General features: G+C 73.6%; 24 protein-coding genes. 11 read left to right on the top strand and 13 right to left on the bottom strand.

The features are described 5' to 3' along the window. Window positions 1–13 precede the first annotated feature (13 nt). The 3 genes from IEZ27_RS47530 to IEZ27_RS47520 are packed head-to-tail and all read right to left on the bottom strand — an operon-like array spanning window position 14 to window position 2,926. On the bottom strand, window positions 14–826 hold the full coding sequence (locus tag IEZ27_RS47530; RefSeq protein ID WP_189653275.1) for a TIGR03619 family F420-dependent LLM class oxidoreductase: 813 nt from the start codon (window positions 824–826) through the stop codon (window positions 14–16). Next, the gene (locus tag IEZ27_RS47525) at window positions 823–1,806 is read right to left on the bottom strand and encodes an acyl-CoA dehydrogenase family protein (protein WP_189653274.1); all 984 of its coding nucleotides are present in this window, start codon (window positions 1,804–1,806) and stop codon (window positions 823–825) included. Before IEZ27_RS47525 ends, IEZ27_RS47530 begins: the two co-directional genes overlap by 4 nt. Before the next feature lie 19 nt (window positions 1,807–1,825). Beyond that, a complete protein-coding gene (locus IEZ27_RS47520) occupies window positions 1,826–2,926 on the bottom strand; it encodes an acyl-CoA dehydrogenase family protein (RefSeq protein ID WP_189653273.1) in 1,101 nt (366 codons plus the stop codon). A gap of 66 nt (window positions 2,927–2,992) precedes the next feature. Here IEZ27_RS47520 and IEZ27_RS47515 point away from each other — a divergent pair, with 66 nt between their 5' ends. Then, window positions 2,993–4,084, top strand: a complete 1,092-nt coding sequence (locus IEZ27_RS47515) for a helix-turn-helix domain-containing protein (RefSeq protein WP_189653272.1) — start codon at window positions 2,993–2,995, stop codon at window positions 4,082–4,084. Here IEZ27_RS47515 and IEZ27_RS47510 read toward each other — a convergent pair. Further along, window positions 4,062–5,027 (bottom strand): alpha/beta hydrolase, encoded by a 966-nt coding sequence (locus tag IEZ27_RS47510; protein ID WP_189653271.1) that lies wholly within the window; start codon window positions 5,025–5,027, stop codon window positions 4,062–4,064. The genes IEZ27_RS47515 and IEZ27_RS47510 overlap by 23 nt on opposite strands. A 119-nt stretch (window positions 5,028–5,146) precedes the next feature. After that, window positions 5,147–5,803 carry a type 1 glutamine amidotransferase domain-containing protein gene (locus tag IEZ27_RS47505; RefSeq protein ID WP_189653270.1) on the bottom strand — a complete coding sequence of 219 codons (657 nt, stop codon included), beginning with the start codon at window positions 5,801–5,803 and terminating at the stop codon, window positions 5,147–5,149. Between the two features lie 72 nt (window positions 5,804–5,875). Between IEZ27_RS47505 and IEZ27_RS47500 the strand changes: the two genes are divergently transcribed. After that, complete coding sequence (locus IEZ27_RS47500; RefSeq protein WP_189653269.1) at window positions 5,876–6,769, top strand: LysR family transcriptional regulator; 894 nt, start codon at window positions 5,876–5,878, stop codon at window positions 6,767–6,769. A 46-nt stretch (window positions 6,770–6,815) separates the two neighbouring features. Then, window positions 6,816–7,544: a dienelactone hydrolase family protein gene (locus tag IEZ27_RS47495; RefSeq protein ID WP_189653268.1), complete on the top strand. Its 729-nt coding sequence runs from the start codon at window positions 6,816–6,818 to the stop codon at window positions 7,542–7,544. On the opposite strand, the gene IEZ27_RS47490 is transcribed toward IEZ27_RS47495, so the two are convergent. Genes IEZ27_RS47490 through IEZ27_RS47480 form a run of 3 tightly spaced genes read right to left on the bottom strand, consistent with a single transcriptional unit; the run spans window position 7,536 to window position 12,154 of the window. Further along, on the bottom strand, window positions 7,536–8,276 hold the full coding sequence (locus tag IEZ27_RS47490; RefSeq protein WP_189653267.1) for an ABC transporter ATP-binding protein: 741 nt from the start codon (window positions 8,274–8,276) through the stop codon (window positions 7,536–7,538). The genes IEZ27_RS47495 and IEZ27_RS47490 overlap by 9 nt on opposite strands. Then, complete coding sequence (locus IEZ27_RS47485; RefSeq protein WP_189653266.1) at window positions 8,277–10,925, bottom strand: ABC transporter permease subunit; 2,649 nt, start codon at window positions 10,923–10,925, stop codon at window positions 8,277–8,279. Then, window positions 10,922–12,154 carry an ABC transporter substrate-binding protein gene (locus IEZ27_RS47480; RefSeq protein ID WP_189653265.1) on the bottom strand — a complete coding sequence of 411 codons (1,233 nt, stop codon included), beginning with the start codon at window positions 12,152–12,154 and terminating at the stop codon, window positions 10,922–10,924. The genes IEZ27_RS47485 and IEZ27_RS47480 overlap by 4 nt, the downstream gene beginning before the upstream one ends. Before the next feature lie 130 nt (window positions 12,155–12,284). Between IEZ27_RS47480 and IEZ27_RS47475 the strand changes: the two genes are divergently transcribed. From IEZ27_RS47475 to IEZ27_RS47460, 4 genes are all read left to right on the top strand, one after another. Beyond that, on the top strand, window positions 12,285–13,373 hold the full coding sequence (locus IEZ27_RS47475) for an alcohol dehydrogenase catalytic domain-containing protein (protein ID WP_189653264.1): 1,089 nt from the start codon (window positions 12,285–12,287) through the stop codon (window positions 13,371–13,373). Window positions 13,374–13,435: 62 nt separating this feature from the next. Next, window positions 13,436–13,927: a cupin domain-containing protein gene (locus IEZ27_RS47470; RefSeq protein ID WP_189653263.1), complete on the top strand. Its 492-nt coding sequence runs from the start codon at window positions 13,436–13,438 to the stop codon at window positions 13,925–13,927. Continuing rightward, complete coding sequence (locus IEZ27_RS47465; protein WP_189653262.1) at window positions 13,927–14,571, top strand: ArsR/SmtB family transcription factor; 645 nt, start codon at window positions 13,927–13,929, stop codon at window positions 14,569–14,571. Before IEZ27_RS47470 ends, IEZ27_RS47465 begins: the two co-directional genes overlap by 1 nt. 17 nt (window positions 14,572–14,588) lie before the next feature. Next, window positions 14,589–14,921, top strand: a complete 333-nt coding sequence (locus IEZ27_RS47460; RefSeq protein WP_125647294.1) for a hypothetical protein — start codon at window positions 14,589–14,591, stop codon at window positions 14,919–14,921. A 43-nt stretch (window positions 14,922–14,964) separates the two neighbouring features. Here IEZ27_RS47460 and IEZ27_RS47455 read toward each other — a convergent pair whose 3' ends face one another. Continuing rightward, a complete protein-coding gene (locus IEZ27_RS47455; protein ID WP_189653261.1) occupies window positions 14,965–17,196 on the bottom strand; it encodes an MMPL family transporter in 2,232 nt (743 codons plus the stop codon). A 98-nt stretch (window positions 17,197–17,294) separates the two neighbouring features. Between IEZ27_RS47455 and IEZ27_RS47450 the strand changes: the two genes are divergently transcribed. Further along, window positions 17,295–17,816, top strand: a complete 522-nt coding sequence (locus tag IEZ27_RS47450) for a TetR/AcrR family transcriptional regulator (RefSeq protein WP_125647300.1) — start codon at window positions 17,295–17,297, stop codon at window positions 17,814–17,816. 3 nt (window positions 17,817–17,819) lie between these two features. Further along, entirely contained in the window at window positions 17,820–18,950 is a 1,131-nt protein-coding gene (locus IEZ27_RS47445; RefSeq protein ID WP_189653287.1) for a Gfo/Idh/MocA family protein, read from the top strand. Between the two features lie 15 nt (window positions 18,951–18,965). Here IEZ27_RS47445 and IEZ27_RS47440 read toward each other — a convergent pair whose 3' ends face one another. From IEZ27_RS47440 to IEZ27_RS47430, 3 genes are all read right to left on the bottom strand, one after another. Next, on the bottom strand, window positions 18,966–21,020 hold the full coding sequence (locus tag IEZ27_RS47440) for a serine/threonine-protein kinase (protein WP_189653260.1): 2,055 nt from the start codon (window positions 21,018–21,020) through the stop codon (window positions 18,966–18,968). Between the two features lie 108 nt (window positions 21,021–21,128). Continuing rightward, complete coding sequence (locus tag IEZ27_RS47435) at window positions 21,129–22,640, bottom strand: serine/threonine-protein kinase (protein ID WP_189653259.1); 1,512 nt, start codon at window positions 22,638–22,640, stop codon at window positions 21,129–21,131. A gap of 9 nt (window positions 22,641–22,649) precedes the next feature. Next, entirely contained in the window at window positions 22,650–23,474 is an 825-nt protein-coding gene (locus IEZ27_RS47430) for a TIGR03619 family F420-dependent LLM class oxidoreductase (protein WP_189653258.1), read from the bottom strand. Between the two features lie 86 nt (window positions 23,475–23,560). Here IEZ27_RS47430 and IEZ27_RS47425 point away from each other — a divergent pair, with 86 nt between their 5' ends. Together IEZ27_RS47425 and IEZ27_RS47420 are read left to right on the top strand one after the other, a co-directional pair. Beyond that, window positions 23,561–24,808 (top strand): LLM class flavin-dependent oxidoreductase, encoded by a 1,248-nt coding sequence (locus tag IEZ27_RS47425; protein ID WP_125647318.1) that lies wholly within the window; start codon window positions 23,561–23,563, stop codon window positions 24,806–24,808. Next, on the top strand, window positions 24,805–25,674 hold the full coding sequence (locus IEZ27_RS47420; protein WP_189653257.1) for a TIGR03619 family F420-dependent LLM class oxidoreductase: 870 nt from the start codon (window positions 24,805–24,807) through the stop codon (window positions 25,672–25,674). The genes IEZ27_RS47425 and IEZ27_RS47420 overlap by 4 nt, the downstream gene beginning before the upstream one ends. Before the next feature lie 50 nt (window positions 25,675–25,724). Here the strand turns inward: IEZ27_RS47420 and IEZ27_RS47415 are convergent, their stop codons facing one another. Continuing rightward, window positions 25,725–26,198, bottom strand: coding sequence for a MarR family winged helix-turn-helix transcriptional regulator (locus IEZ27_RS47415; RefSeq protein ID WP_189653256.1), 474 nt, complete (start codon window positions 26,196–26,198; stop codon window positions 25,725–25,727). Between the last annotated feature and the right edge of the window lies 1 nt (window position 26,199).

Below are 26,199 nucleotides of genomic sequence, written 5' to 3'. Positions count from 1 at the left end.
GACACCACCGCCGTCAGCCCACCCCGTACTCCGCGGCGAAGGCGGCCAGGCGGGTGACCGCGTCGCGGCTGCGCGTCCATGGGCGGACGATGAGCCGTTCCACCCCCAGCTCCACCCAGTCGGCCACCTCCCGGGGAGAGGCCAGCGCGTACGCGTGGGCGGTGACCGGCACCCCCGCCCCCAGCCGCGCCACCTGCGGCCTGATCGACTCGATCGTGTGCGGCATGCTGATCCACCCGTCGCACAGCCGGGCCGCCCGGCGCAGCGCCGCGGCCGACTCCCCGCCGGCCAGCACCGGCAGCCGCCCCTGTACGGGCTTGGGCTCGAAGGCGACCTCGGGAAACCGGTAGAACCGCCCTGAGTGCGCGACGACGGGTTCGGTCCAGAGCCGCCTGATCACCTCGATGGCCTCGTCCAGCCGGGCGCCGCGGGTCTCGAAGGGCAGCCCGGCCGCCGTCCACTCCCCCTGGTACCAGCCGGCGCCGACCCCGCAGACGGCCCGCCCGCCGGAGAGCACGTCCAGGGTGGCGAACGCGCGGGCCACGACGAACGGGTGGCGCAGGGCCGGCAGGTACACGGCGGTGCCGAGCCGGACGCGGGTGGTGAGCCCGGCCAGCCAGCACAGGTAGGCCGGGGCGTCGAACAGCGGCGTCGTCGGCTTGATGCCGGGATCCTCGGTCCCCGGGTAGACCGCGAGCGACAGGTCGGTGGCGAACACCAGGTGCTCGGGCAGCCACACCGACTCGAACCCCAGCTCGTCGGCGGCCACGGCCACGTCCTTCCAGGCGTCCGGGTGCAGCAGGCCGAGCGGGACGCCGTACTTCACGGGTTCCTCCGCAGGTCGCCGCCGAGCAGGGAGGCGCGCACGCGTTCGCGGTGGAGGGCGGCGCCGCCGTACGCGGCCAACAGCGACCAGGCGCGCGCGAGCCAGAACCGCAGGTCCAGCTCCTCGGTGTAGCCGATCGCCCCGTGGGTCTGGAGCGCGACCCGGGCGGCCAGCGTCGCCGCCTCGCCGGCCGCGGCCTTGGCGGCGCTGACGTCCCGCTCGGCGGTGGGCGCGGACCGGTCCACGGACAGCGCCGCCCGGTGCACCAGCGGCGCGGCGAACTCGACGGCCACCGCCACGTCGGCGAGCTTGTGCCGGACGGCCTGGAAGGACCCGATCGCCGCCCCGAACTGCCTCCTGACCCGCGCGTACGACACCGAGACCGCGAGCAGCTCCCGCGCGACCCCGACGAGCTGGGCGGCGGTCGCGACCGTGACGGCCCGCGCCGCGAGCGCGACCCGGTCCGCGCCGGGCGCCGCGAGGTCGTCCTGGCCGGACGGTTCCACGGCGACGTCGAACAGCGGCCGGCACGGGTCCACCCCCGGCCTGGCCGCGAGCCGCGCCGCGTGCCCGGGAAACACCCGGGCCGCACTCCCGGTACGCGCCACGACGAGCACGTCGGCGAGATCGGCGTCGGCCGCGTACGTCTCCCCCGGCAACAACACGCCCACGCACACGGCCCCCGAGGCGAGCTTGGGGACGCGCGGCACCAGGAACGCCGCCGCCACGGCGGTCTGCACGACCGGCCCCGGCAGGCACGCCCGCCCGGTCTCCTCGACGGCGGGCAGCACGTCGGTCAGGCCGAGCCCGAGCCCGTCCAGCTCCGGCGGCAGGAGCAACCCGAAGAAGCCCAGCTCGGCGAGCTGGTCCCAGGCGGGACGGCGTTCGGTCCGCAGCGCGCCGGGCGGGCAGTGCGCCCGCAGCACGTCGCGTACGGTCGCGCCCAGGGCGAGTTGCTCGTCGGTGAAGGCGAAGTGCATGAGGGCGACTCCAGAGGACTCAGCGGGGCAGGCCCAGGACACGCTCGGCGATGATGTTGCGCTGGATCTCGTTCGTGCCCGCGTAGATGGGCCCGGCCAGCGAGAACAGGAAGCCGTCCAGCCAGTCCGTGCCGCCGGCGCGGTCGCCGAGCAGTTCCATGGCCAGCTCGTGCATGCGCAGGTCCAGCTCCGACCAGAAGACCTTGCCCATGCTGGCCGCGGCCCCGATCTCGGCCCCGGCCATGATCCGGCGGGCGGTGGCGAAGGTGTGCAGCCGGTACGCCTCGGCCGCCGTCCAGCAGCGCGCGACCTGGTCGGCGAGGGCGGGGTCGGCGTCCCTGGCAAGCTCGACGAGCCGGTCGGCGGTGGCCAGGAAGCGGCCGGGGCTGCGCAGGGTCAGGCCGCGTTCGGAGGAGGTGGTGGCCATCGCGATCCGCCAGCCGTCGCCGGGTTCGCCGAGCACCATGGAGTCGTCCGCGAACACGCCGTCGAAGTGCAGCTCGGCGAACCCGGGCAGGCCGTCGAGCTGCGCGATCGGCCGTACGGCGACCTCGTCCAGGGGGAACAGGAAGTACGTCAGGCCCTTGTGCCGCGCGCCGGAGGTGCGGAAGAGGCCGAAGCCGTGGGAGGCGTGGGCGGCCCGGGAGCTCCAGGTCTTGTGGCCGTACAGGCGCCAGCCGCCGTCGGCGCGTTCGGCGCGGGCGGTGAGCGCGGCGAGGTCGCTGCCGGCCTCGGGTTCGGACCACGCCTGCGCCCAGACGTCCTCGGCCGCCGCCATCCGGGGCAGCCAGCGCCGCCGCTGCTCGGGGGTGCCGAACCGCATGAGGCTCGGGGCGAGGAGGAAGATGCCGTTCTGGCTGACGCGGGCGGGGGCTCCGGCGGCCCAGTACTCCTCCTCGAAGATCAGCCATTCGATCAGGGACGCGCCGCGGCCGCCGTACTCGCGGGGCCAGGAGACGACCGACAGCCGCTCGCCGGCCAGCAGCGCCTCCCAGGCGCGGTGCGCCTCGAAGCCCTCGGGGCCGTCCATGGGCGGGAGCCGTTCCGGCACGTGGGCGGCCAGCCAGTCGCGAACCTCGGCGCGGAAGTCCAGCTCGGCCGGGGAGAAGTCGAGATCCACGAAACCAACCTAGCGCACGCTTGGTCGCCTGGCCAGGCCGCCGCCCGCGCGCCTATTGTGAAGGGCGTGCAGGGTCTTCTGCTCCGGCTGTCCACGCTCGACGCCGACGCCGAGAGCGCGGTCCGGGTCATCGCCTACTTCGACTCGCTGGTGCGCGATCACGTGACCGTGCCGGTGCTGCTCGCGGCCACCGCGCGGCTGGCGCAGTGTCCGGCCGGCCTGTTCGACGCCGCCGCAGGCAAACGCGTCAGGGTCGCGCCCGACGGCCGGCCCGCCCCGCCCGAGGTCGGGGTGTCGCAGGTCAGGGAGCTGAGCGGCGGGCTGGGCAGCGTGTGGATGGAACGCGAGGGCGCCGCGCACGGCCTCGACGAGATCGTGCTCGAACGGTTCGCCGCGGCGGCCGAGCTGACCTTGGAGCGCGCCGCCGCGCAGGCCCGCGAGGGTCAGGACCCGGCGCTGGTCGAGCTGGTGCTCTCGGCCGAGACCGGCGAGGCGGAGCGGGCGCGGGCGCTGCGGCTGCTCGGGTTCGCCCCGTCCGCCCCGCTCCAGGCCCTGGCCTTCGCCTCCCCCCACGTCCCGCCCCCGAACCTCCCCCACACCCCGCCCCAGGGGCTCCCCCATGATCCGGCCGCGGGCGGGCTGCGGGCCATGGGCCATCGTGTACGCGCCGCCAGGATCGGCGACACCCAGGCCGTACTCGTGGCCACCACCTTGGACGGCGAGCTGCCCGAGGGCTCGCGCGTGGGCATCGGCCCCGAGCTGCCCGGTTCGCACGCCGCCGAGTCGTGGGCCAAGGCCCGCACCGCGCTGCGTTTCACCGGCCCGCACGACCGGGTGGTGCGCTGGACCGACCTCGGGGCCCTCGCGCTGTTCGCCGACCTGCCCGGCACGGCCGTCGCGGAGCTGGCCGACGTGCGGACGATGGCCAGGCTGGGCGAGGATCACCTGCTCGCGGTCCGCGCGCTGTGCGCGGCCGGGTCCGTACGCGCCGCCGCCGCCGAGGTGCACCTGCACCACAGCTCGATGGCCGGCCGCATCGCGCGGGCGGAGTCGGTGCTCGGCTTCTCCCTCGCCGGCCCCGCCGGCCGCCTGCGCGCGCACCTCGCCCTCGCCCTGGTACGCCTGCTCGCGAACGCTACAACCGGTACGCCCGCCTGAGCGCGGCCAGCCGGCCCTCCCGCGCCCGCCTGCTCAGCGCGGTGTCCGGCACCATGATGTCGAACCCGTGGAAGGCCCCGGGGTAGAGGTGGAACTCGGTGGACACCCCGGCGCGCAAGAGCCGCTGGGCGTAGTCGATGTCCTCGTCCCTGAACACCTCCAGCTCGCCCACGTCGATGAACGCGGGCGGCAACCCCGACAGGTCCTCGGCCCGCGAGGGCGCCGCGTACGGCGGGACGTCCGCGCCGCCCGCCCGGTCGCCGAGCAGGGCGGACCAGCCGAAGAGGTTCGCGGCCCGGTCCCAGACGACGGCCTCGGTGAACTCCCGGCTCGACGGCGTGTTGTTGCGGTCGTCGAGCATCGGGCAGATCAGGAGCTGGAAGACCACCTCGGGCCCGCCCCGGTCGCGGGCGAGCAACACGGTCGCGGCGGCCAGCCCGCCACCCGCGCTGGCCCCGCCGACGGCCAGCCTGGTGGGGTCGATGCCCAGTTCCTCCGCGTTCTTGGCGGTCCACACCAGGCCCGCGTAGCAGTCCTCGACCGGCGCGGGATGCGGGTGGTCGGGCGCCAGGCGGTAGTCGACGGAGACCACCACCACGCCGAGCCGCTCGACGTAGTCGATCATCACGGCCTCGTCGACCTCGGGCACGCCGAAGATCATGCCGCCGCCGTGTATCCAGTAGAGGCCGGGCCCGCCGGTTCCCCCCTCGGCCGGACGGTAGATCCGGACCCGTACGTCCGGCTCGCCGTCGGGGCCGGGGACGTGGCGGTTCTCGATCAGGACGTCGGTCTCGGCGGGCGGCGCCGCGGCCAGCATCGCGTTCATCTGCGCCCGCTGCCCGGCCAGACCCTCCGGTGACAGTGCCGTCACGTCGAAGGCCGGGAACGGCGCGAGTTCGAGCGCGGTACGCAGCTCCGGATCGAGATTGGGGTGGAACGCCATGCGGACTTCCTTCCACGGGGTGTGGCCTGCCGTACCCCTCGATCGTCGGCTCCCGCGCGCGGGTGCGGCAACCGCCATCCGGCTGCCGTTGCGCGTACCGCGCCCGCCGTCCGGCGAGGTCAGGCGAGCAGGCCGACCACCCGTTCGGCCAGGGGGGCGGCGCTGGCCGGGTTCTGGCCGGTGACCAGGCGGCCGTCCACCACGACGTGGGCCTGCCAGTTCGGGGCGGGCTCGTGCCGGGCGCCCCGCTCGGTCAGCGCGTCGGCCAGCAGGAACGGCACCACCTCCGCCACTCCCCGTGCGGTCTCCTCGCTGTTGGTGAACGCGGCCACCCGCTTGCCGTCCACCAGGTGAGAGCCGTCCGACAGGGTCAGGCCGACCAGCGCCGAGGGGCCGTGGCAGACGGCCGCCACCACGCCGCCGCGCTCGTAGATCTCCCGGCCGACGCGGGCGACGTCGGGGTCGCCGGGGAAGTCCCACATGGTGCCGTGGCCGCCGGCGTACAGGACGGCGTCGTAGGCGGAGGCGTCCACACCGGCCAGGCGGGCGGTGTCGCGGTGCAGGCCGGCGGCGAGGAAGGCGGCCTGGACGTGGTCGTCCGGGTCGTAGCCGTCACGCGGCGGCTCACCGCCCGCGACGCTGGCGACGTCCACCTCGAAGCCCGCCTTGGTGAAGATCTCCCAGGGGTGGGCCGCCTCGGGCACGTAATATCCGGTACGTTCCACGCCGCCGAGGTCGTCATGGCTGGTCAGCACGATCAGAATGCGCTTGCTCATACGTCCAGGATCGCCGCGCGCCGCCATCAGCCACAAATAGCGAAATATCAGTCATGCCATCAGAATAGTGATATGTCGCCACTCTCGTTGGACCTGCTGCGGACCTTCCTCGCCGTCCACCGCACCGGCTCCATCACGGCCGCCGCGCAGACGCTCGGCCTGTCACAGCCCGCGGTGACCGCCCAGGTCAAGACGCTGGAGGCGACGCTCGACCGGCCGCTGTTCGACCGGCTGCCACGCGGTGTCGCGCCCACCCCCGCGGCCGACGAGCTGGCCCGCCGGATCGCCCCCGCCCTCGACGCGCTGGACGAGGTGGCCGGGTCGGAGCTGCCCTCGGACGAGGCCGTGCACCTGGGCGGCCCGGCCGAGTTCCTGTGCGAGGTGGTGATGCCGATGCTCGCCCCGCTCGTACGGGACGGGCTGCGGCTGCGCACCACCCTCGGCCTGGCCGACGACCTGCTGGCCGACCTCGCGGCCGGACGGCTCGACCTGGTGTTGTCCACGATCCGGCCCCGGGTGCGCGGCGTGCGGGCGGACCCGGTGTACGACGAGGAGTTCGTCCTGGTCGCGGCGCCGTCCCTGGCCGCCACGCTGCCGCCGGGCCGGGTCGGGCCCAAGGAGCTGGCCGCGGTCCCGATGGTGGCCTACGCCGAGGACCTGCCCATCGTGCGCCGCTACTGGCGGACCGTCTTCGGGCGGCGGCCGTCGATGGCCGCGCAGGTCGTCATCCCCGACCTGCGCGGCGTGCTGAGCGCGGTACGGGCCGGGACGGGCGTCTCGGTCCTGCCCGCGTACCTGTGCCGGCGTGACCTGGCCGAGGGCACGCTGGTCGTGCTGGCCGAACCGGCGGAGCCGCCGATCAACACCGGCTACCTGGCCGTACGGTCGGGGGCGCTGGCCAGGACGGCCGTGGCACGGGTACGGGCCCACCTGCTGGAGGCGTTCCGGGCGGCGCCGCCGTACTGAGGGCGAAATCAGATGGTGGACGATCACCTTGGGGCATGCTGGGCACATGTGTCATTCCACCGACAGCCGACCGCCCGCCCCGCCGATCCAGGGCGAGGTGGCCACGCACGAGCAGATCACCCTGACCTCCGCCGACGGCACCCGGTTCATGGCCTACCGGGCCGACCCGGCCGAGCCGAACGGCCGCGGTGTGGTGATCATGCCGGACGTGCGCGGCCTGCACCCGTTCTACCGCGACCTCGCGATGCGCTTCGCCGAGGCGGGGTTCCGTACGATCGCGATCGACTACTTCGGCCGTACCGAGGAGAGCGGCGACCGCGGCGACGACTTCGACTACCCGCCCCACGTCAACCAGCTCAAGCTCGACCAGGTGCAGGCCGACGCGGCGGCGGCCACCGCCGAGCTGGCCGGTGACGGCCCGGTGTTCACGGTGGGCTTCTGCATGGGCGGCGCGCTGTCGTGGCGCCAGGGCGCCGAGGGCAACGGCCTGGCCGGGAGCATCGGCTTCTACGGCGCGCTGCGCTTCATCGACGAGCCCACGACCGGGCCGGGCGCGCCGCTGCTGCTGCTCAGGGGCGGCGCGGACACGGTGTCGAGCCCCGAGGAGTTCGACGCCTACACCGCGGCGCTCGACCGGGTGGGCACCGAGCACGAGACCCACGTCTACGAGGGCGCGCCCCACTCCTTCTTCGACCGCTCGTTCAAGGAGTGGGACGGGGTCTGCCAGGACGCCTGGCGCCGCGTCCTGTCCTTCACCGAGCGGCACTCAGCCTAGGTACGCGGCCCGCACCACCGGATCGTCGCGCACCTGCGCGGGCGTCCCGGACGCGATCACCCGGCCGAGGTCCAGCACGACGATCCGGTCGCAGATCTCCATGACGAACCTCATGTCGTGCTCGACCAGCAGCACGGTCGTGTCCAGGGCCCTGACGACCTCGGCGAGCCGGGCGGTCTGGGCGGCGTCCAGGCCGGAGGTGGGCTCGTCCAGCAGCAGGAGTCTCGGGCGGTCGGCGAGCGCCCGAGCCAGCTCGACCAGGCGGCGCTGCCCGACCGGCAGCGCGGCGGCGTACGCGTCGCGCAGCGGGGTGAGCCCGCACAGGTCGAGCACCTCCGCCACGCGCGTGCCGCGTTCGCGCTCGATCCGCCGCCGGCCCGGCCAACCGGCCAGGTCGGCGGCCAGCCCGCCGCCACCGCCGTGCCAGTCGAGCGCGGCCAGCACGTTCTGGGCCACGGTGAGCCGGCCGAAGACCTGGGTGCGCTGGAACGTCCTGCGCACCCCGGCCCTGGCCCGCCGGAGCGCCGGCATGCCGGTCACGTCCCGCCCGGCCAGCCTGACCCGGCCCGCGACCGGTCTGCGCAGCCCGGACACGACGTCGAACAGCGTGGTCTTGCCCGCGCCGTTCGGGCCGATCACGCCGCAGACCTGGCCCGGCCCGGCCTCGAACGTCACCCCGTCCAGCGCCCTGACCCCGCCGAAGGCCACGGACACGCCCTCCACCGCGAGCATTCACCTCACCCCCAGGTAGGCGGCGGTCAGCCGGTCGCCGTCCACCTCCGAACGCGGGCCCGTCCAGGTGACGCCGCCCAGCCGCATGAACGCGACCCGGTCGGCGACGGCCAGCGCCTCGGTGGCCTTCTCCTCGACCAGCAGCAACGCCACGCCCCGGTCGCGCAGCTCGGCGAAGACGTCGAACACCTGCCGTACCACGAGGGGCGCGAGGCCGAGCGACGGCTCGTCGGCGATCAGCACGCGCGGCGGGCGCACCAGGGCCGGGGCCAGCGTGAGGAGCTGCTGCTCGCCGCCCGACAACGCGCCCGCCGCCACCGTACGGCGGGCCGCGAGCTGCGGCAGGCGGTCGTAGACCGGCCCGGGATCCGCCAGCCAGGTACGCAGGTTCTCCTCCACGGTGAGCCCCGGGAACACGCCCCGGCCCTCGGGGGCCAGCAGGACGCCGGCGCGGGCCCGCCGGTGCGCGGGCCAGGCGGTGACGTCCACGCCGTCGAGCAGGACGCGTCCGCCGGTCGCGGGCAGGTCGCCGGCGGCGACGGCGCATGTGGTGGACTTGCCCGCGCCGTTCGCGCCGAGCAGCGCCACCACCTCGCCGGGCCGCACCTCCAGCGTCACCCCGCGCAGCACGGTGCAGTCGGCGTAGCCGGCCACGACGTCCTCCAGCACGAACAGCGGCGAGCCGCCCCCGCCCGGCGCGGCCCGCCGGGGCACGGCGGCGCGGACGTCCGCCACGACCGACGGGACCGGCGCGACCGGCGCGACGGCGGCGGCGCGACGGCGGTGCCGGGCCTCGGCGAACTGGGCGAGCACGCCGTCCGGATGCCGGGCCAGGATCATGCCGCCGGCCCCGAACAGGATCGACCCGACGTGCGCGGACACCCCCCAGGTCGCCAGCAGCTCCGGCACGGCCACCGCGACCAGCCCGCCGAGCACCGCCCCGCCGATCCGGCGCACGCCCTGCAGCACCACCACGGCCAGCCACACGAACCCGGAGAACGCGGGCAGATCGGTGGCGGTGATCGACCCCTTGGAGATCGCGAAGAACACCCCGCCGAGCCCCGCGATACCCGACGCCAGCACGAACAACACGATCTTGGCGCGCGGCGCCGACAACCCGGAGGTGACGGCCGCCGCGGGCGCGGACCGTACGGCGAGGACGGCCCGCCCGGACGCCGACCGCTCCAGATTGCGTACCAGCAGCGCCACCAGCCCGATCAGGGCCAGCAGCACGGCCACCCGCACCCGCGGGTCGGAGGTGTCGGCGAAGCCGAGCCCGAGCGCGGGCAGCGTCCACCCGATCGTCCCGTTGCTGAAGGCGTCCACCTGGAACAACACCTGGTCGGCCAGCAGCGCCAGGGCCAGCGTGGCCAGCGTCAGCACCCGCCCGCCCAGCCGCAGCGCGGGCAGCGCCACCACCAGGCCGACCGCCCCCGCGGCGAGCACCCCCAGCAGGATCGCCAGAGCGAACGGCAACCCGGAGGCGAAGGCCCACCCGCAGGTCAGGGCCGCCATGGCGGCGAAGGCGGCCTGCGCCAGGTTCACCATGCCGCCGATCCCGGTCACCACCACGAACGAGCAGAAGATCAGCGCGAGCACCAGCCCCTGGGCCGCGACGCCCACGTAGTACTGCGGCCCGAGCAGCGCGAAGGCCGCCAGCACGACCAGGCCCGCCGCCCACGGCAGCCGCCTGCGCCAGACGGGCACCCCGGCCAGCCGGTCGGGCGGCGGGACGTCCTCGGCGGCGCTGCCCGCCACCCGCTCCCGCGACCGGTTCAGCAACACCAGCCCGGCGAACAGCAGGATCACCGGTACGGCGGTCCGCAACCCGGTGACCTCCTCCAGGAAGTCGGTGTACCCGGCGACCAGGTTCTGCACGACCCCGAGCGCGAGCCCGGCCGCGAACGTCCAGGGGATCGAGCGCAGCCGTCCGAACACCGCCGCCGTCGCCGAGGCGAACAGCAGCACCGTGTACGCCGTCGCGTCCAGCCCGAGCACCGGCACCGCCAGCACTCCGGCCAGCCCGGCGAGCCCGGACCCGAGCATCCAGGCCAGCGCCGAGGTGGCGTCCACGTCGATGCCCCGCAGCGTGGCCAGCCGGCGGCGGTCCACGGAGGCCCGCATGCGCAGCCCGTACGGCGTGTGCCGCATGAACGCCCACAACCCCGCCGCCGCGACGGCCGAGACGGCGAAGGTGATGAGCTGGTCGCTGTCCAGCCGCACCCCGAGCAGGTCGAACCCGAGCGCCGGGTGCGGGCCGACGCCGCGCGGCAGCGAGGTGGCGTCCGCGCCGGGCAGCCCGGCCAGGTCCACGACCAGCAGGCCGATCGCGGGCAGCGCGATGGTGAGCCCGATCGTGGCGACGATCTGCGCGGTCTCCCCCGCCTGGGCGAGCCCGCGGAACATGGCCCGGTGCAGCAGGAAGCCGAGCGCGGGCGCGAACAACCCGGCCGCCACCAGCGCCGACAGCCACGCGGGCAGCCCGGCGGCGGCGACGAGTTCGTGGAACAGCAGGGCGGCCAGGAAGGCGACGGCGCCGTGGGCGAAGTTGAACACCCCGGTCGCCGCGTACGACAGGGTCAGGCCGGAGCCCATGATCGCGAAGACGGCCCCGGTGACCAGGCCGCTGAGCACGTACTGGAGGATCATTTCAGCGGCACGTTGTCGAAGCAGGCCATCCGCCTGGCCACCTGGAAGGCGCCGCCCGCCAGCTTGACCAGGGCGCCGCAGCCGTTCGGCTCGCTGTGGTCCCTCGGGTAGCGGATGCGGCCGAACCCGGGGTTCTCGTACAGGTAGTCGCCATTGGCCGTGGCCAGGAACTTCTCCCTGGTCAGGTCCTTGCCGGTGCGCCGGAGCACGTCGAGGAAGATGTCGGCGGCCCAGTAGCCGATCGCCAGGTGCTGGGTGAGCGCGGTGCCGGGGGCGACCTTCTCCACGTCCTTCTTGAGCTGGGCGATCTCGGGCGCGGGCGACTCGAACGGCTCGAACATGGGCGCGGCGATCACGCCTTCGAGCGCCTGCGCACTGGCCTGGTCCTTGAGGATGGCCACGTCGTAGCTGGTGGCGTCGGTGAGCACGCCCTTGTAACCGGCCCGCTTGAGCGCCGAGTACAGGCCGACGTTGAACTTGGTGCCCGCGATCACCGACACGACGACGTCGGGAGCCTTGCCGCCGTCCGAGGTCATGATCTTGTTGACGTACGGGAGCCAGTCGGGGGGCGGGGCGGCGGCCGGGAGGCCGGAGTTCACGCCGGCCAGCCTGAATCCGGCGGCGGTGAACGACTGGGAGATAGTGGTGCCGCCGTACTTGCTGCCGCTGGAGTCGCTGGTCTGGACGTAGACGCTCCTGCCCTCGGCGCCGCCGAGCAGGTCGGCCATCTGCCTGCCCCACCACGTCTGGGAGCCCGCACCCTGTTTGGGCGCCAGGCAGCCGTTGTAGCCGAACCCGGTCCTGGTGCCGCACCACTGCGGCCCGGTGGCCCAGCCGAACCAGGGCACGCCCTGCTGTTCGAGGAAGGCCGCGCCGCCGAAGTTCGGGGCGTGCACCGGCACCAGGGCGAACACCTGGTCCTTCTGCACGAGCTTCTTGGCCGCGGCGTCGCCCTTGGCCGCGTCCTGGGCGTCGTCCTCGGCGCCGATGAAGTCGATCCTGCGGCCGTGGACGCCGCCCTCGGCGTTGGCGCGTTCGAACCTGGCCTTCGCGCCGATCTCGGCGTCCCTGGTCGAGTAGCCGCTGGCGCTGGTCTTGGTCAGCACGCCGCCGATCTTGATCGTGGTGTCCGTCACTCCCGTGCCCGACTGGGCCGTACCGGTCTGCTGGGCCGCGCAGCCGGTGACGAGCAGCGTCAGGGTGAGCGCCGCCGCGCCCCGCCGTACCATGTTGTTCTCCCTCGCGATTCGGCCTAGCGCTCGCTTGGTTTCGCTGAGCGTAGATTTGCCGGGAAGGGGTGTCAACGGGCTCCCGAGCAACCGCTTGCTCGCAAGCGGCGCCCCGGGCTAGCGTGGGCGCATGCTGATGCGCGCGGCCGTGCTGACCGGGTTCCACGAGCCCATGGAGATCCGCGACGTGGAGATCGACGACCCCGGGCCCGGCGAGGTGCGCGTCCGGATCAGGGCGTCGGGCGTGTGCGGCTCCGACCTCAAGGCCATCGACGGCAAGAGCCCGGTGGTGGCCGCGCCGCCGTTCATCCTCGGGCACGAGAGCGCGGGCGTCGTGGAGAGCGTCGGCGCGGGCGTCACCACCGTCAGGCCGGACGACCACGTCATCATCGCCATGAGCGGCCCCTGCGGACACTGCCGCCACTGCGGCTCGGGCCGCTTCCACCTGTGCTCGGGCCCGCTGCGGCTGCCGACCATCATGGGCGGCCCGCCCCGGATCACCCTGGACGGCCGGGAGACCCGCCGTTTCATCGGCATCGGCTCCTTCGCCGAGTACGCGGTGGTCACCGAGGCCATGTGCGTGAAGATCGCCAAGGACGCCCCCTTCGACGCCATGTGCCTGCTGGCCTGCGGCGTGATCACCGGCGTGGGCGCGGTCCTGAACGTGGCCGAGGTGCCGCCGGGCGCCTCGGTCCTGGTGGTGGGCTGCGGCGGCGTGGGACTCAACGTCATCCAGGGCGCGGTGCTGGCCGGCGCGACCACGATCATCGCCGCGGACGTGGCCGAGCAGAAGCTCAAGCTGGCCGAACGCTTCGGCGCCACCCACCTGCTCACCGCCGGCGACCTGCCCCGCCAGGTGGGCGCGCTGGTCCGCGGCGGCGTCGACTACGCCTTCGACGCGACCGGCGTGCCCGGCGTGCTGGCGCGGGCGTTCGCCGCCACCCAGCCGGGCGGGACCACGGTCATGGTCGGCAGCCCGCCCCAGGGCCACCCGATGGAGCTGGACACCGGCCTGCTGTTCTCCTCCCGCCGCCTCATGGGCACCCAGGGCGGCGACGCCGCGCCCCACCGCGACCTGCCCATGCTGGCCGCCCAGTACCTGCGCGGCCGGCTCGACCTCGACGGCCTGATCACCGAACGCCTGCCCCTCGACCGGATCAACGAGGCCGTCGCCCACGTACGCCAGGGCACGGTCGCCCGCACGGTCATCACGTTCTGAGGACGCACTCGGGCCGATCTTCCTATATTCTAACTTTCTTTGGAATATTGGAGGATTTCCCCATGTCGTACCCCGAGCAGCGCTACCTGGCCGAATCCGGCACGACCAACGGCACCCTGCGCCTGGCCGACGCCGCCCCCGACCTGGCGATGAAGAGCGGCACCAACGTCCACTACCTGGGCACGGGCGGCTCGACGAACGGCGCCTTCGGCCTGTACCGGTGGGAGATGGGCCCGCGCCCCAGCGGCCCGGCCCCGCACTTCCACCGCACGATCACCGAGTCGTTCTACGTGTTGTCGGGCACCGTGCGCCTCTACGACGGGATCAAGTGGACCGACGGCCGGCCGGGCGACTTCCTGCACCTGCCGGAGGGCGGCATCCACGCCTTCCGCAACGAGTCGGGCGAACCGGCCTCGATGTTGATCCTCTTCACGCCCGGCGCGCCGCGCGAGGCGTACTTCGAGGAGCTGGCCGAGATCTCCGTCACCGGCCGGGAGCTCAGCCCCGAGGAGTGGACCGAGCTCTGGCTGCGCCACGACCAGTACCCGGCCTGATGCCGGAGTTCCCGGAGGAGCCGATCTACCGGCACCTGGCCCGCATCGGCAAGGCGCTGTCCAACCCGGTGCGGCTGCGGCTGCTCGACGTGCTCGACCAGAGCGAGCGTACGGTCGAGGAGCTGGCCGAGGCGGCGGGCGTACCGCTCAAGAACACCTCGGCCCAGCTCCAGCACCTGCGCGCGGCCCACCTGGTCACCAGCAGCAGGGACGGCACGCGGGTGCGCTACCGGCTGGCCGACGAGCAGGTCTCGCGTTTCCTGGGCACCCTCCAGCACTTCGCCCACGACCGGCTGTCCGACCTGCGCGGGGCCGTACAGGAGCGGCTGGGCGACCTGGCCGGCGTCACGGCGGACGAGCTGGCCGAAAGGCTCGCCGACCCCGACACGGTGATCATCGACGTACGGGCGGCGTCCGCGTACGCGAAGGGGCACGTGCCGGGCGCGGTCTCGGTGCCCCTGGAGGAGCTGGAGCACCACCTGGACGAGCTGCCGGCCGACGCCCGGATCGTGGCCTACTGCGGCGGACCGTACTGCGTGGTCTCGCCCGAGGCCGTACGCCTGCTGCGCGAACGCGGCTTCGACGCCCGCCCGCTGGACGGCGGCCTGATCGGCTGGCGGCGCTCCGGGCGCGGGCTCGCCTGAGCGCGTACTGTGAGCGGGTGAAAGCCCACAGTGAGCGCACCCTCGCGCGGGGAGCCGTCGCGGCCGGCCTGCTCGCGGCCCTGACCATGGGCGGCGCCGGCCCCGCCGAGGCCCGCTACCGCTACGACTTCCGCAGCCCGGAGGTGGCGATCTGGAGCGAGCCCAAGGGCGGCGCGGCCCAGGTGGGCGTGGGCCGCCCCGGCGACGGCTTCGACTCCGACTACTCGGAGGAACACGAGCGGTACCAGTGCGACGACCTGTACGACAGCACCCTGTGGCACCACGGCACCGACGCGGCCACCGGGGTCGTCGGCTGGGTCCCGGCCTGCCACGTCGACGACCCCGACTGACCCCGACCGACCCCGCGACGGCCGCGTCACGGAATCCGGCACCCTAGCGACCGGCGCCCACCGGCTCCTGCGCGCGCCCTGCCCGGGGAGCCGGGTCCTCCTCCTCGTGCCCCTCGACCGACAGGTTCGGCAGCAGGCGGTCCAGCCAGCGCGGGCACCACCAGTTGGCCCGCCCGAGCAACACCATCGTGGCCGGTACGAGGAACCCGCGGATGACGGTCGCGTCCACCGCGATGGCCACGGCCAGCCCCACGCCGAACGTCTTGACCATCGCGTCCGGATAGGCGATGAACGCCACGAACACCGCGACCATGATCAGAGCGGCCGAGGTGATGACCCGTCCGGTCGAGCCGAGCCCCTCGGCCACCGCCCGGCTGTTGTCGCCGTGCCGGACGTGGGCCTGCCGCACCGCGGTCAGCAGGAACACCTCGTAGTCCATCGACAGGCCGAACAACACCGCGAACAACATCAGCGGCACGTAACTCTCGATCGGTACCGAGAAGAACAGTGTCTGGAGGTAGGAGGAGTCCGCCGGGGCGTCCATGCCGACCAGGCCGCTGCCGAGGCCGATCGAGAACACCAGCGCCAGCGCGCCGAACGCGGCCCCCAGGGACACCAGGTTCATCACCGCGGCCTTGACCGCGACGACGGGCGCGCGGAAGGCGAGCAGCAGGAGCAGGGCGCTCAGCAGCACGACCACGCCGATGACCAGCGGGGTGCGTTCCGCCATGCGGTCGCCGGCGTCGGTCAGGCCGGCCACCTTGCCGCCGACGTGCACCTGGACGCCCGGGATCGAGACGTCCCTGACCCGCCTGACCACCTCGGCCGCCTGCGGGTCGCTCGGCGCGTAGTCGCTGATCGTCTGGAGCAGGACCGAGCGGCCGGAGGAGTTGACCTTCGGGTCGGACACGTGGGCGACCCCGTCGATGCCGGCGACCTCGTCCGCGATCCGCTTCACGGTCGCGTCCCCGGCGCCGGACACCTTCTCCGGCAGCTCGGCGACCACGATCAGCGGGCCGTTGCTGCCGGGCCCGAAGGCCGTGGCCATCAGCTCGTACGCCCGCCGCCCCGGCGAGTCCTTGGCCGCGTACCCCTCGTCCAGGGGCCCCAGCTTCAGCGCCAGCGCGGGCGCGGCCAGCGCGGCGAGCACGAGGACGCTGCCGATCAGCACCCGCCACGGCCTGCGGGCCACCCACGCGCCGAGCCCGGCCCAGCCGGAGCCCCCGCCTCGGGTGGACGAACGCCCGCGCACCAGCGGAATCCTGAGCGCGTTGACGCGATGGCCGAGCAGCCCGAGCAGGGCGGGCACGAGCGTGACCGAGGTGAGCACGGCGAAGACGACGGAGATGCCGGTCACCCAGCCGAGCGTGCTCAGCAGCGGGAACCCGGCCAGCATCAGCGCGCTCAACGCGATGATCACCGTGCCGCCGGCGAACACGACGGCCCCGCCCGAGCTGGCCACCGTCCGGCGTACGGACTCCACCACCGGCACTCCGTCGGCCAGCAGCTTGCGGTGCCGCGACAACAGGAACAGCGCGTAGTCGATGCCGACGCCGAGCCCGATCATCGTGGACATGATCCCGGCCTGCTTGGGCATGTCCACGACGTACCCGAGCAGGCCGATCACGCCGAGCCCGGTCGCGACGCTGACCAGCGCGGCGAAGATCGGCACCATCGCGGCCACCAGCGTCCCGAACGCGAAGACCAGCACGAGCAGCGCGCAGATCACCCCGATGACCTCGCTCGGCCCGGTCTTGATCTCCTTGCTGGCCGGGTTGGAGTCGTCGGCGGCCACCACTTCCAGCCCGGCGTCCCTGGCGGGGGCCGCGGCGTCGGCCAGAGCCTGCGTGGTCTCGCCCGCCTTGTCGGGGTCGTTGCCCTGCATCTTGACGGTGATCACGCCGATCTGCAGGTTCGAGGCGATGCCGCCCTTGCGGAAGGGCGTGTCCACCTGCACGACGTGCGGCATCGTGCGCATCGCGGCGACCGAGCGCTCGACGGCCTGCTTGCGCGGCTCCTCGGTGAGCTTGCCGTCCGGGGAGTACAGGAGCAGCTGCACGGTTCCGCCGGTGGCGTAGCCGGGGCCGAAGCCCTCCTTCATGAGGTCGTGCGCGCGTTGCGCGTCGGTGCCCGGGATGGAGGCGTCGTTGCTGACCGGACGGCCGAGCGCGAGGCTGCCGCCCATCAGGCCGGCGGCCAGGACCACCCATAACGCCAGTACGATCCGCCCGTGCCGCGCGCACCAGCCACCCAGCAGTCCAAGAAACCGCGTCATCGTCCTCGCCCCTGCCCGACGGCCGTCCTGTACGGTCGTACAGGACTACGATAAAACGGGGAACAACGGAAATTCCGGATCCCGTGGGAAATGAGACGATGACCACACCCGACGACACCCGCTCCCGGATCCTGGCGGCCGCGCGCGAGCTGTTCGCCGAGCGCGGCTACGCGGGCACCTCGCTGGCCGACATCGCCGCCGCCGTCGGGCTGACCAAGACCGCCGTCGCCTACCACTTCCACCCCAAGGACCGCCTGGCCTCCGAACTGCTCTCCCCCGCCGCCGCCGAGATGATCACACTGCTCGACACCGGCTTCCCCGACCGGAAGGCGTTCGTCGAGGCCCTGGTCGTCTTCGCGGTACGGCACCGCGCGGTGATCCGCCTGTTCATGGAGGACCTGGCGGCCGACGACACCGTGCCGCCCGACTCCGAACGCGCGGTCGTCGGCACGTTCCGGGACGAGATCTTCGCCAAGCTCGCGGGCGCGGACCCGGGGCCCGAGGCCAGGATCAGGTGCTGGGCCCTGCTCGGGGCGTTGCAGTGGGGCGTGGTCAAGACCATGGACCTGCCCGAGGAGCAGGTCGTCGCGGTCATGCTGGAGTCCGCGCCGGCGTTCTAGCGGATCTTCCCGCTGGACGGCCGCCGCGCGCGTTTCCCCGGCGCGACCGGCTACGCGGACTGGCGGGAGCTGGCCGCCCTGCCCCGCCAGGCGGACGCGGTCGTCATCGCCACCCAGGACCGCGAGCACGTCGAGCCCGCGCTGCGCCTGGCCGAACTGGGCTACCACATCCTGCTGGAGAAGCCGATGGCGGTCACCGAGGACGACTGCCGGGCCATCGTGGCCGCCGCCGAACGTTCCGGGGCGGTGTTCGCGGTGTGCCACGTGCTGCGGTACACGCCGTACACGAGGGCTCTGAAGGAGCTGCTGGACGCGGGGCGCGTCGGCGAGGTCGTCAGCGTGCAACACCTGGAGCCGGTCGGCTGGTGGCACCAAGCCCACTCGTACGTGCGGGGCAACTGGCGCAGGGCCGACGAGTCCACGTTCATGTTGCTGGCCAAGTCGTGCCACGATCTCGACTGGCTGGTGCACCTGACGGGCCGGCGGGTCACCCGCGTCTCCTCCTTCGGCGGCCTCCACCACTTCCGTCCCGAGAACCGGCCCGCCGGGGCCGCCGACCGGTGCCTCGACTGCGCGGTGGAGCCCGGCTGCCCGTACTCGGCCGCGCGCATCTACCTGCCGCTCGCCGGTCAGGACGTCTGGCCGCTGTCGGTGCTCACCGACGACGTCTCCGAACAGGGTGTCCTGGAGGCCCTGCGCACCGGCCCGTACGGCAGGTGCGTGTACGCCTGCGACAACGACGTGGTCGACCACCAGGTCGTGAACCTGGAGTTCGACGGCGGGGCGACGGCCTCGTTCACCATGACCGCCTTCACCCCGTCCGGGCACCGGCAGACCCGGATCTTCGGAACCCGCGGCTCGATCGACGGCGACGGCGTCCACCTGACCGTGCACGACTTCGTCACCGGCCGTTCCGAGACCCTGGACACCCGGCCGCCGGGCGACGGGACGGCGGGAGGCGGGCACGGCGGGGGCGACGAGGGCCTGGTGGCGGCGTTCCTGGCCGCGGTCGAGACCGGCGACCGCTCCCCGATCCTCTCCTCGCCCGCCGAGAGCCTGCACAGCCACCTCATCGCCTGGGCCGCCGAACACTCCCGCCTGACCGGCGAAACCGTCCCACTCCCCGCCCCCTGACGGGCGGCCGAGGGGCTACGGCCCCGCCGTGGGGTCGGTGGCGGGGCCGGTCGGGGTCTGCGTGGGCTCCTCGGGGCCGCCCGACTGGGCGGCGACGCCAACCGTGATCACGACCACGTCGCCGGACCCGGCGCAGGTCCCGGGGGCGAGGCTCTGGCTCAGTACGGTGTCCGCCTTGGAGTCGTCGTCCACGACCTGGGTGCGGGCCCGTACCGTGAACCCGGCCGCGACCAGGTCGGCCCTGCCGTCGGCGCGGGACAGTCCCACGACGGACGGCACCTCGACGCCCTGGCGGGCCAGGGTGAGCGCCACCGCGGCGCCGCCGGACACCCGGGCGCCGGCCTCGGGCCGGGTGGCGAGGACCTGGCCGTCCGGCTGGTCGGAGCAGGCGCGGGTGACCGCGCCGGCCTCCAGCCCGGCGGCGGCGAGCGCCGCCTCGGCGGCCTTGCGCTGCCGCCCGGCGACGGACGGCACCACCACCCCCGCCGACACCCGCAGCGCGACCGCGCTCCCCCGGTCCACCACCGTGCCGGCCGCCGGGGTGCTGCCGAGCACCTGGCCGATCGCCTGCGGCGAGTCGGACTCGGTGACCACGCCGACCGTCAGCCCGGCGCGCTTGACGGCCTTGGCCGCGTCGGCCCGGTCCAGACCCGTCAGCGACGGCACCGCGACCGTCGTCACCGGCCGCGCCGAGGGAGGCTCGGCGGTCGGTACGCGCTCCCGCTCCGACGGCCTGCCCACCGGCCGCGAGGAGGCGGACGCCGCCGGGCGCGCCGGGGACGAGCTCGACGGGGACAACGCTGACGACGAGGACAACCTGGACGGCGCGGACGGCAACGCCCCCGCCGCCTGGCCGGAACGGTGGCCGCCGGAGACCGCGGGCACGATCACGGTGAGCAGCACGACCCCGGTCACGGCCAGGGCCGCGCACACCGCCACGACCGCCCGCACCCACCCCGCCCGCACCCACTCAGCGCGCCCCCACCCAGCCCGCCGCCCCCTCCCCCCGCCCGACGCCCCCATCCCGCCCGACATGCCCGGGGCGGTCGGAGTGCCCGGGGTGCTCGAGGTGGGGCCGTCGGGAGCGCGGCCCGTCCGGGAGCGCAGGCGGTAGGCATCGGCCGCGCCGGTCGCCTCCGGCTCGGCCAGCGGCACGGACGGCCGCTGCCCGGGCACCAGCGGCACGTACCCGTACGCCGAACCCGACGGCGGACCCGACGGCAGGCCCGGCACCGAACCCGGCGGCGGCCCCGGTGTTTCGGCGGGGGTCTCGTTCGAGTCGCCCAGCAGCGCGAACAGCAGTTCCCTGCTGGTCGGCCGGTTCCTGACGTCCTTGTCCAGGCAGGCGGCGACCAGCACCCGCAGCCGCCCGTCCAGACGTCCCAGCTCCGGCGGCGCGGTCAGGATGCGGTGCAGCACCGGCGCCACCGAGTCCTGCCCGAACGGCGCGCTCGCGTTGGCCGCGAAGCACATCGTCGCGCCCCAGGAGAACACGTCGGCCGCCCCGGTCACGGCAGAGGCGGTGATCTGCTCGGGAGCCATGTACGCCGGAGTGCCGACCCCCCTGTTCGTCACCGTGGCCGCCGCGTCCAGCGCCCTGGCCAGGCCGAAATCGATCACCCGCGGCCCGTCGGGGCCGAGCAACACGTTCTGCGGCTTGAAGTCCCGGTGCACGATGCCCGCCCGGTGGATCGCGGCCAGCGCGGTCGCGGTGCCGACCGCCAGCCGCTCCAGCGCGCCGCCGTGGCGCGGCCCGGTCAGCGAGACCTCCCGGTGCAACGAGGGCCCGTCGACGTACTCGCTCACGATGTACGGCCGGCCCTCGTCGAACCCGGCGTCGATCACCTGGGCCGTGCAGAACCGCGCAACATGCTTGGCCAGCTCCACCTCCCGCAGGAACGCCCCGCGTTCGTCCCCGACGGGCCCGTGCAGCAGCTTGACCGCGTACCTCTCCCCACCCCTCGAACCGAGGAACACCGCGCCCTGGCCGCCCTCGCCCAGCCGTCCGGCGAGCTCGTAGTCGCCGAGTCTGTGCGGGTCCCCCGTTCTGAGCGGCTGCGCCGTTGGCACGGGGCGCCTCCCCTCGCCGCCACCCCTACTTGCTCTCCACTGAAAGCAACGGCCCGCGTTCAGTCAACCGTGCGCACCGCAATCGCCGCCTGACCGTGACACAGCCGGTCAGGAGGTCCGGGACACCTTGCCCGTGTAAGAGACGGTGTCGGCGCCTGAGCGGGTGACCTTGACGAGGATCTGGTTGGGGTCGTCCGAGGGGACGATCCGGACCGTACCCGGGTGGCAGGCTTTGCCCTCGACCTGGTCGAGGACGTACACGACGGCGCTCCTGGTGGGGGTGAGCCGTCCGGAACAGTGCAGGTCGGCGCCCCAGCGCATGCTCGACCCGCCGGGGCGCAGGCGCAGCTCGACCGGGAAGACCCGCTGGGCGGAGGGGTGCTCGGCGGAGCCCGTCCAGGTGCCGTCCAGGGTGTGATCGGCGGACGTGGCGGGTGGGCCGGTGGTGGCGGACGTCGGGGTGACGTTCTGCTCGGCCGCTCCCTTCCAGGTGCCGTCCAGGCCCGGCCCTTGGGCTCCGCGCAACCAGAACACGAACCCGGCCGCCCCCATCGCGATCCCGGCGACCGCGACCACCACCTGCCACGCCTTCACCCGCCGGGCCCCACCGGCCGCCGGCGTGGTCGCGGGCGCCTTCCCGGGCGTCTCCCCGGACGCCTTCCCAGGCGTCGTTCCGGGCGTCGTTCCGGGGGTGGTCGCCGGGGTGGTTCCAGGCGCGCGCTCGTAGGTGACGGTCGGGGTGTCGAGGGGTTCCGTGGTGGGGGGCCGGGAGGGGGTGGTGGCGGCGAGGGCTCCAGAGGGGAGGGGGTCGCCCGTGACGGCGTCCTGCCCGAGCAGTGCGCGCAGCACCGCCTCGGCGTCCGGCCGGTCGCGCGGATCAGGGGCCAGGCACGCCTCCACGATCTCCCGCAACCGCCCCGACAACCCGCGCAGGTCGGGCCTGCCGTACAGGATCCGCGCCAGGATCTCCTGGTACGTGTCCGCCATGTACGCGTGCTGCCCCCCGGCCGTGTACGCCACGGTCAGCCCCCACGCCCACATGTCGGCGGGCGGCCCGGCCGCCTCCCCGTTGATACGTTCGGGCGACAGGTACGCCGGGGTGCCGATGGGCGACCTGGTGGTCGTGGCGGCGGCGTCCATCAGCCGGGACACCCCGAAGTCGATCACCCGCGGCCCGTCGAGGCTGAGCAGCACGTTGCCCGGCTTGAGGTCGCGGTGCACGACCCCCGCCCGGTGGATCGCGCCCAGGGCGGTGGCGGTGCCGATGGCCAGCCGGTCGAGCGAGCCACCGCGTCGCGGCCCCTTTTCGACCACGTGCTCGCCCAGCGAGGGGCCTTCGACGTACTCGCTGACCAGGTAGGGCCGGTCGCCGTCGAGGTCGGCGTCGAGGAGCTGGGCGGTGCAGAAGGCCGCGACCCGGCGCACCGCCTCGGCCTCGCCGAGGAACCTGCGCCGTACGACGGGATCCTTCGACAGGCTCGCGTGCAGCAGCTTGACCGCGACCTGCGCCCCGGACGCCGAGTGGCCGAGGAAGACGACGCCCTGGCCGCCCTGTCCGAGCCTGCGCGTGAGCTGGTAGTCCCCCAGCCGTCGCGGGTCATCAGCACGAAGCTCGGACATAGGCCGCCATTATGACATCGCCTCCAGAAGGGCGGCGTACTCGTCGAGGACGGGCAGCACGACGTCCGCGGGCCCGCTCGGCAGGGTGGCCACCGCCTCCTCGACGCCGAGCCCGGCGAGGTGGTCCAGCTTCTCCCTGGTGGGCCGCGTCCCGAACGGGATCACCCTGGCAGCCTCCGGCCGCCCGGCCTTCTCGCACGCCTCGCGCAGCGCGGGCAGCGCGTCCTTGACGCCCTTGCCGCCGATCGGCAGCCAGCCGTCGCCGTACTCGGCGATGTGGGCGAACAGCTTGGGCCCGGCGGCGCCGCCGAGGTAGACGGGCAGGTCGTGCGCGGGTTTGGGCCACGACCAGGACGGTTCGAGTCCTTCGGCGGAGGCCACCTCGTCCCGCCAGAAGGCCCGCATGGCCAGCACGTTGCGCCGGGCGACCGCGCGCCGCCGCCCGTACGGCACGCCGTGGTTCTCGATCTCCTCGACGTTCCAGCCGAATCCGACGCCGACCACCACGCGCCCGCCCGACAGGTGGTCGAGGGTGGCGAGGGCCTTGGCGGTCACGATCGGGTCGCGCTGGGCGGCCAGCAGGATGCCGGTGCCGAGGCGCAGCCGCCGGGTGGCGGCGGCGGCGAAGGAGAGCGCGACCAGCGGGTCGAGCGTGCGTTTGTACTCCTCGGGCAGCTCGGCCTGCCCTCCGGCGGGCGGCGTGCGGCGGCTGACCGGGATGTGGGTGTGCTCGGGCAGGTAGAGCGAGTCGAACCCGCGCTCCTCGGCCGCCGCCGCGAGGTCCTGGACGGGCATGGCCAGATCCGTGGCGAACATCGTGACACCCAGCCTCATACGCACTCCTCATGTCAACCAAGCGATTGCTCGGCTAAGATTTCCAGGGTAGCTTGCAAGGCGACGTCCGCGGAAAGAGGTTCCCGGTGAAGTTCTCTATCTTCCTGAACCCGCAGATTCCAGGCTCTGGATACGCGGCCGAGGAGAACGCCAAGGCACGGCGTCCCATCGGACGCGACACCGAGTCGTATCAGCGGCTGCTGCACGAGGTGCGGGAGATAGCCGTCCACGCCGACCAGATCGGGTTCGACGCGCTGATGATGACCGAGCATCACTTCCACTCGGAGGGGATGGAGTTCTCGGTCAATCCGCTGATGTTCCTCACCGACCTCGCCGCGCGGACCGAGCGCATCCTGCTCGCCCCGCTCGGCATGGTGCTGCCCGCCTGGGACCCGATCAGGGCCGCCGAGGACGTGGCGCTGCTCGACCAGTTCAGCAAGGGCCGCCTGCGGCTGGGCGTGGCCCGCGGCTACCAGAACCGCTGGATGAACGTCCTCGGCCAGCGCTGGCAGGCGGCCGCCGCCCGGTCCGACGGCTCGGCCTCGGACACCCGGAACTTCGACGTCTTCGGCGAGGTGCTGAAGATCATGAAGATGGCGTGGACGCAGGAGACCCTCCGCTACAAGTCCGACGTGCTGGACTACGAGGTGCCGTACCCCTACGACGGTATCGAGGGCTGGCCCGCGATGGAATGGACCAAGACCTTCGGGGCCCCCGGCGAGGTGTCCGACGACGGGAAGATCCAGGCCGTCTCCGTCTGCCCGCGGCCGTACCAGAATCCGCATCCGGAGTTGTGGCAGCCGTTCACGATCTCCGACCGTTCGGTCATCAGGGCCGCGCAGGAGGACATCCTGCCGTGGATGTTCACCCCCAACCCCGACGACCACGCCGCCAAGGCCAAGCTCTACCAGGAGGAGTCGGCCAGGCAGGGCCGCGACTACAAGCTCGGCGAGCACACCGGCATCCTCAAGATCGTCGGCATCGCGGACACCACCGAGGAGGCGATCAACACCTTCGGGCGCAGCATCCCCAAGGACTTCGCCGCCTTCTTCGGCCCGTTCGGCTACCTGGAGGTGCTGCGCAAGAAGGAGGACGAGAAGCACAAGCCCATCTCCCCCGAGAAGGGCGACGCCAAGCGCATGAACGACGTGGAGATGGCGCTGTTCGGCACGCCCGACGACGTCAAGCGCGGCATCCAGCGCATGCTCGACCGGATGCCGGACCTGGAGTGGTTCGGCCTGTACATGCAGGGGCAGCAGGGCGTGCTCCCGCTGGACACGGTCAAGCGCAACCTGGAGCTGTTCGCCACCAAGGTCGCCCCGGAGTTCCGATGAAGATGTGGCTGGGGGCCTCGTTCGTCCCGGCGGACCAGTACGTGGAGCTGGCGCGGGCGGCCGAACGCTGCGGCTTCGACACCTTCACGCTGTCGGACCACCTCTTCTACGCCGACTTCGCCTCGCGGTACCCGTACTCGCGGTCGGGCGCGCCCCGCTGGACCGCCGAGACGCACTGGCCCGACGTGTGGGTGACGATCGGCGCGATGGCCGCGGTGACCACGACGCTGCGCTTCTCGCCGAACGTCTACATCGCCCCGGCCCGCGATCTGTTCACCGTGGCCAAGCTGGTCTCCACGGCGGCCGTGCTGTCGCGGGAACGGGTGACGTTCGGGGTCGGGGTGGGCTGGTGCGAGGAGGAGTTCGTCGGCACCGGCCAGGACTTCCACACCCGGGGCCGCCGCCTCGACCGGATGTTGCCCGAGCTGCGCGCCCTGTGGTCCGGCGAGACGGTCACCCTGGACGGCCTGCCGCCCCTGTCCATCTCCCCGACCCCGGCCGGGCCCGTACCCGTCTACGTGGGCGGCGACAGCGAGGCGGCCCTGCGCCGCGCCGCCCGTTTCGGCGACGGCTGGCTCGGCAACCGCATCTACACCGAGGAGCAGCTCGACCCGGTGCTCGACACGCTCCGCCGCCACCTCGACGAGAACGGCAGGACGGGCCCGTTCGACATCGTCGCGCCGCTGGCCGTGCTGCCGGACGCCGAGACCTACCGCCGCTTCGCCGCCAAGGGCGTGACCGCCACCCTCGCCGCGCCCTGGTGGCTGGCCACCCCCGAGGAGAAGGCCCGGTACGGCGAGGACACCCTCGACCTCAAGATCGCCACCATGGAACGCTTCGCCGAAGAGATCATCGCCAAACTCTGACCCAGGCCCACGCCCCCGGCCGCCGAGGCCGGGGGCGGGGTGGCGGGCGTTCACCCCGTGGGCGGGGCGGCGCCGCCCTCCGTCAGGTTGGCCATGATCCGCCGCAGCATGCCCGTGACCTGCCCGATCTCCTCCTCCGAGAAGCCCGAGAAGACCTGGCGGCTGACCCCGCCGAAGATCGGCGGCAGGCGGGGCACCAGCGCCATCCCCTCGTCCGTCAGCTCGATCACCACCGAACGCCGGTCCTCGGCCCGCCGGACCCGCCGCAGCAGCCCCTTGGCCTCCAGCCGGTCCAGCAGCCGGGTCATCCCCGCCGTGTCCGTGCCGAGCCGGCCCTTCAGCACGCCGGGCGTGCTCTGCCCGCGCGCGGCGTGCAGCAGCAGCGCCGCCTGCTGCGCGGTGAGCCCGAGCGGGGCCAGCCGCCGTTCGGTCTCGGTGTTGAGCTCCCGCCCCACCTGCACGAGCAGCGACCCGCCGCCCAGCACCAGCTCGAACGGGGACGTCGGCACACCATCGTCGGTCACG

The sequence above is a fragment of the Nonomuraea spiralis genome, assembly GCF_014648435.1.
Classification (GTDB): domain Bacteria; phylum Actinomycetota; class Actinomycetes; order Streptosporangiales; family Streptosporangiaceae; genus Nonomuraea; species Nonomuraea spiralis.
This window is presented reverse-complemented; position numbering and strand designations above follow the sequence as displayed.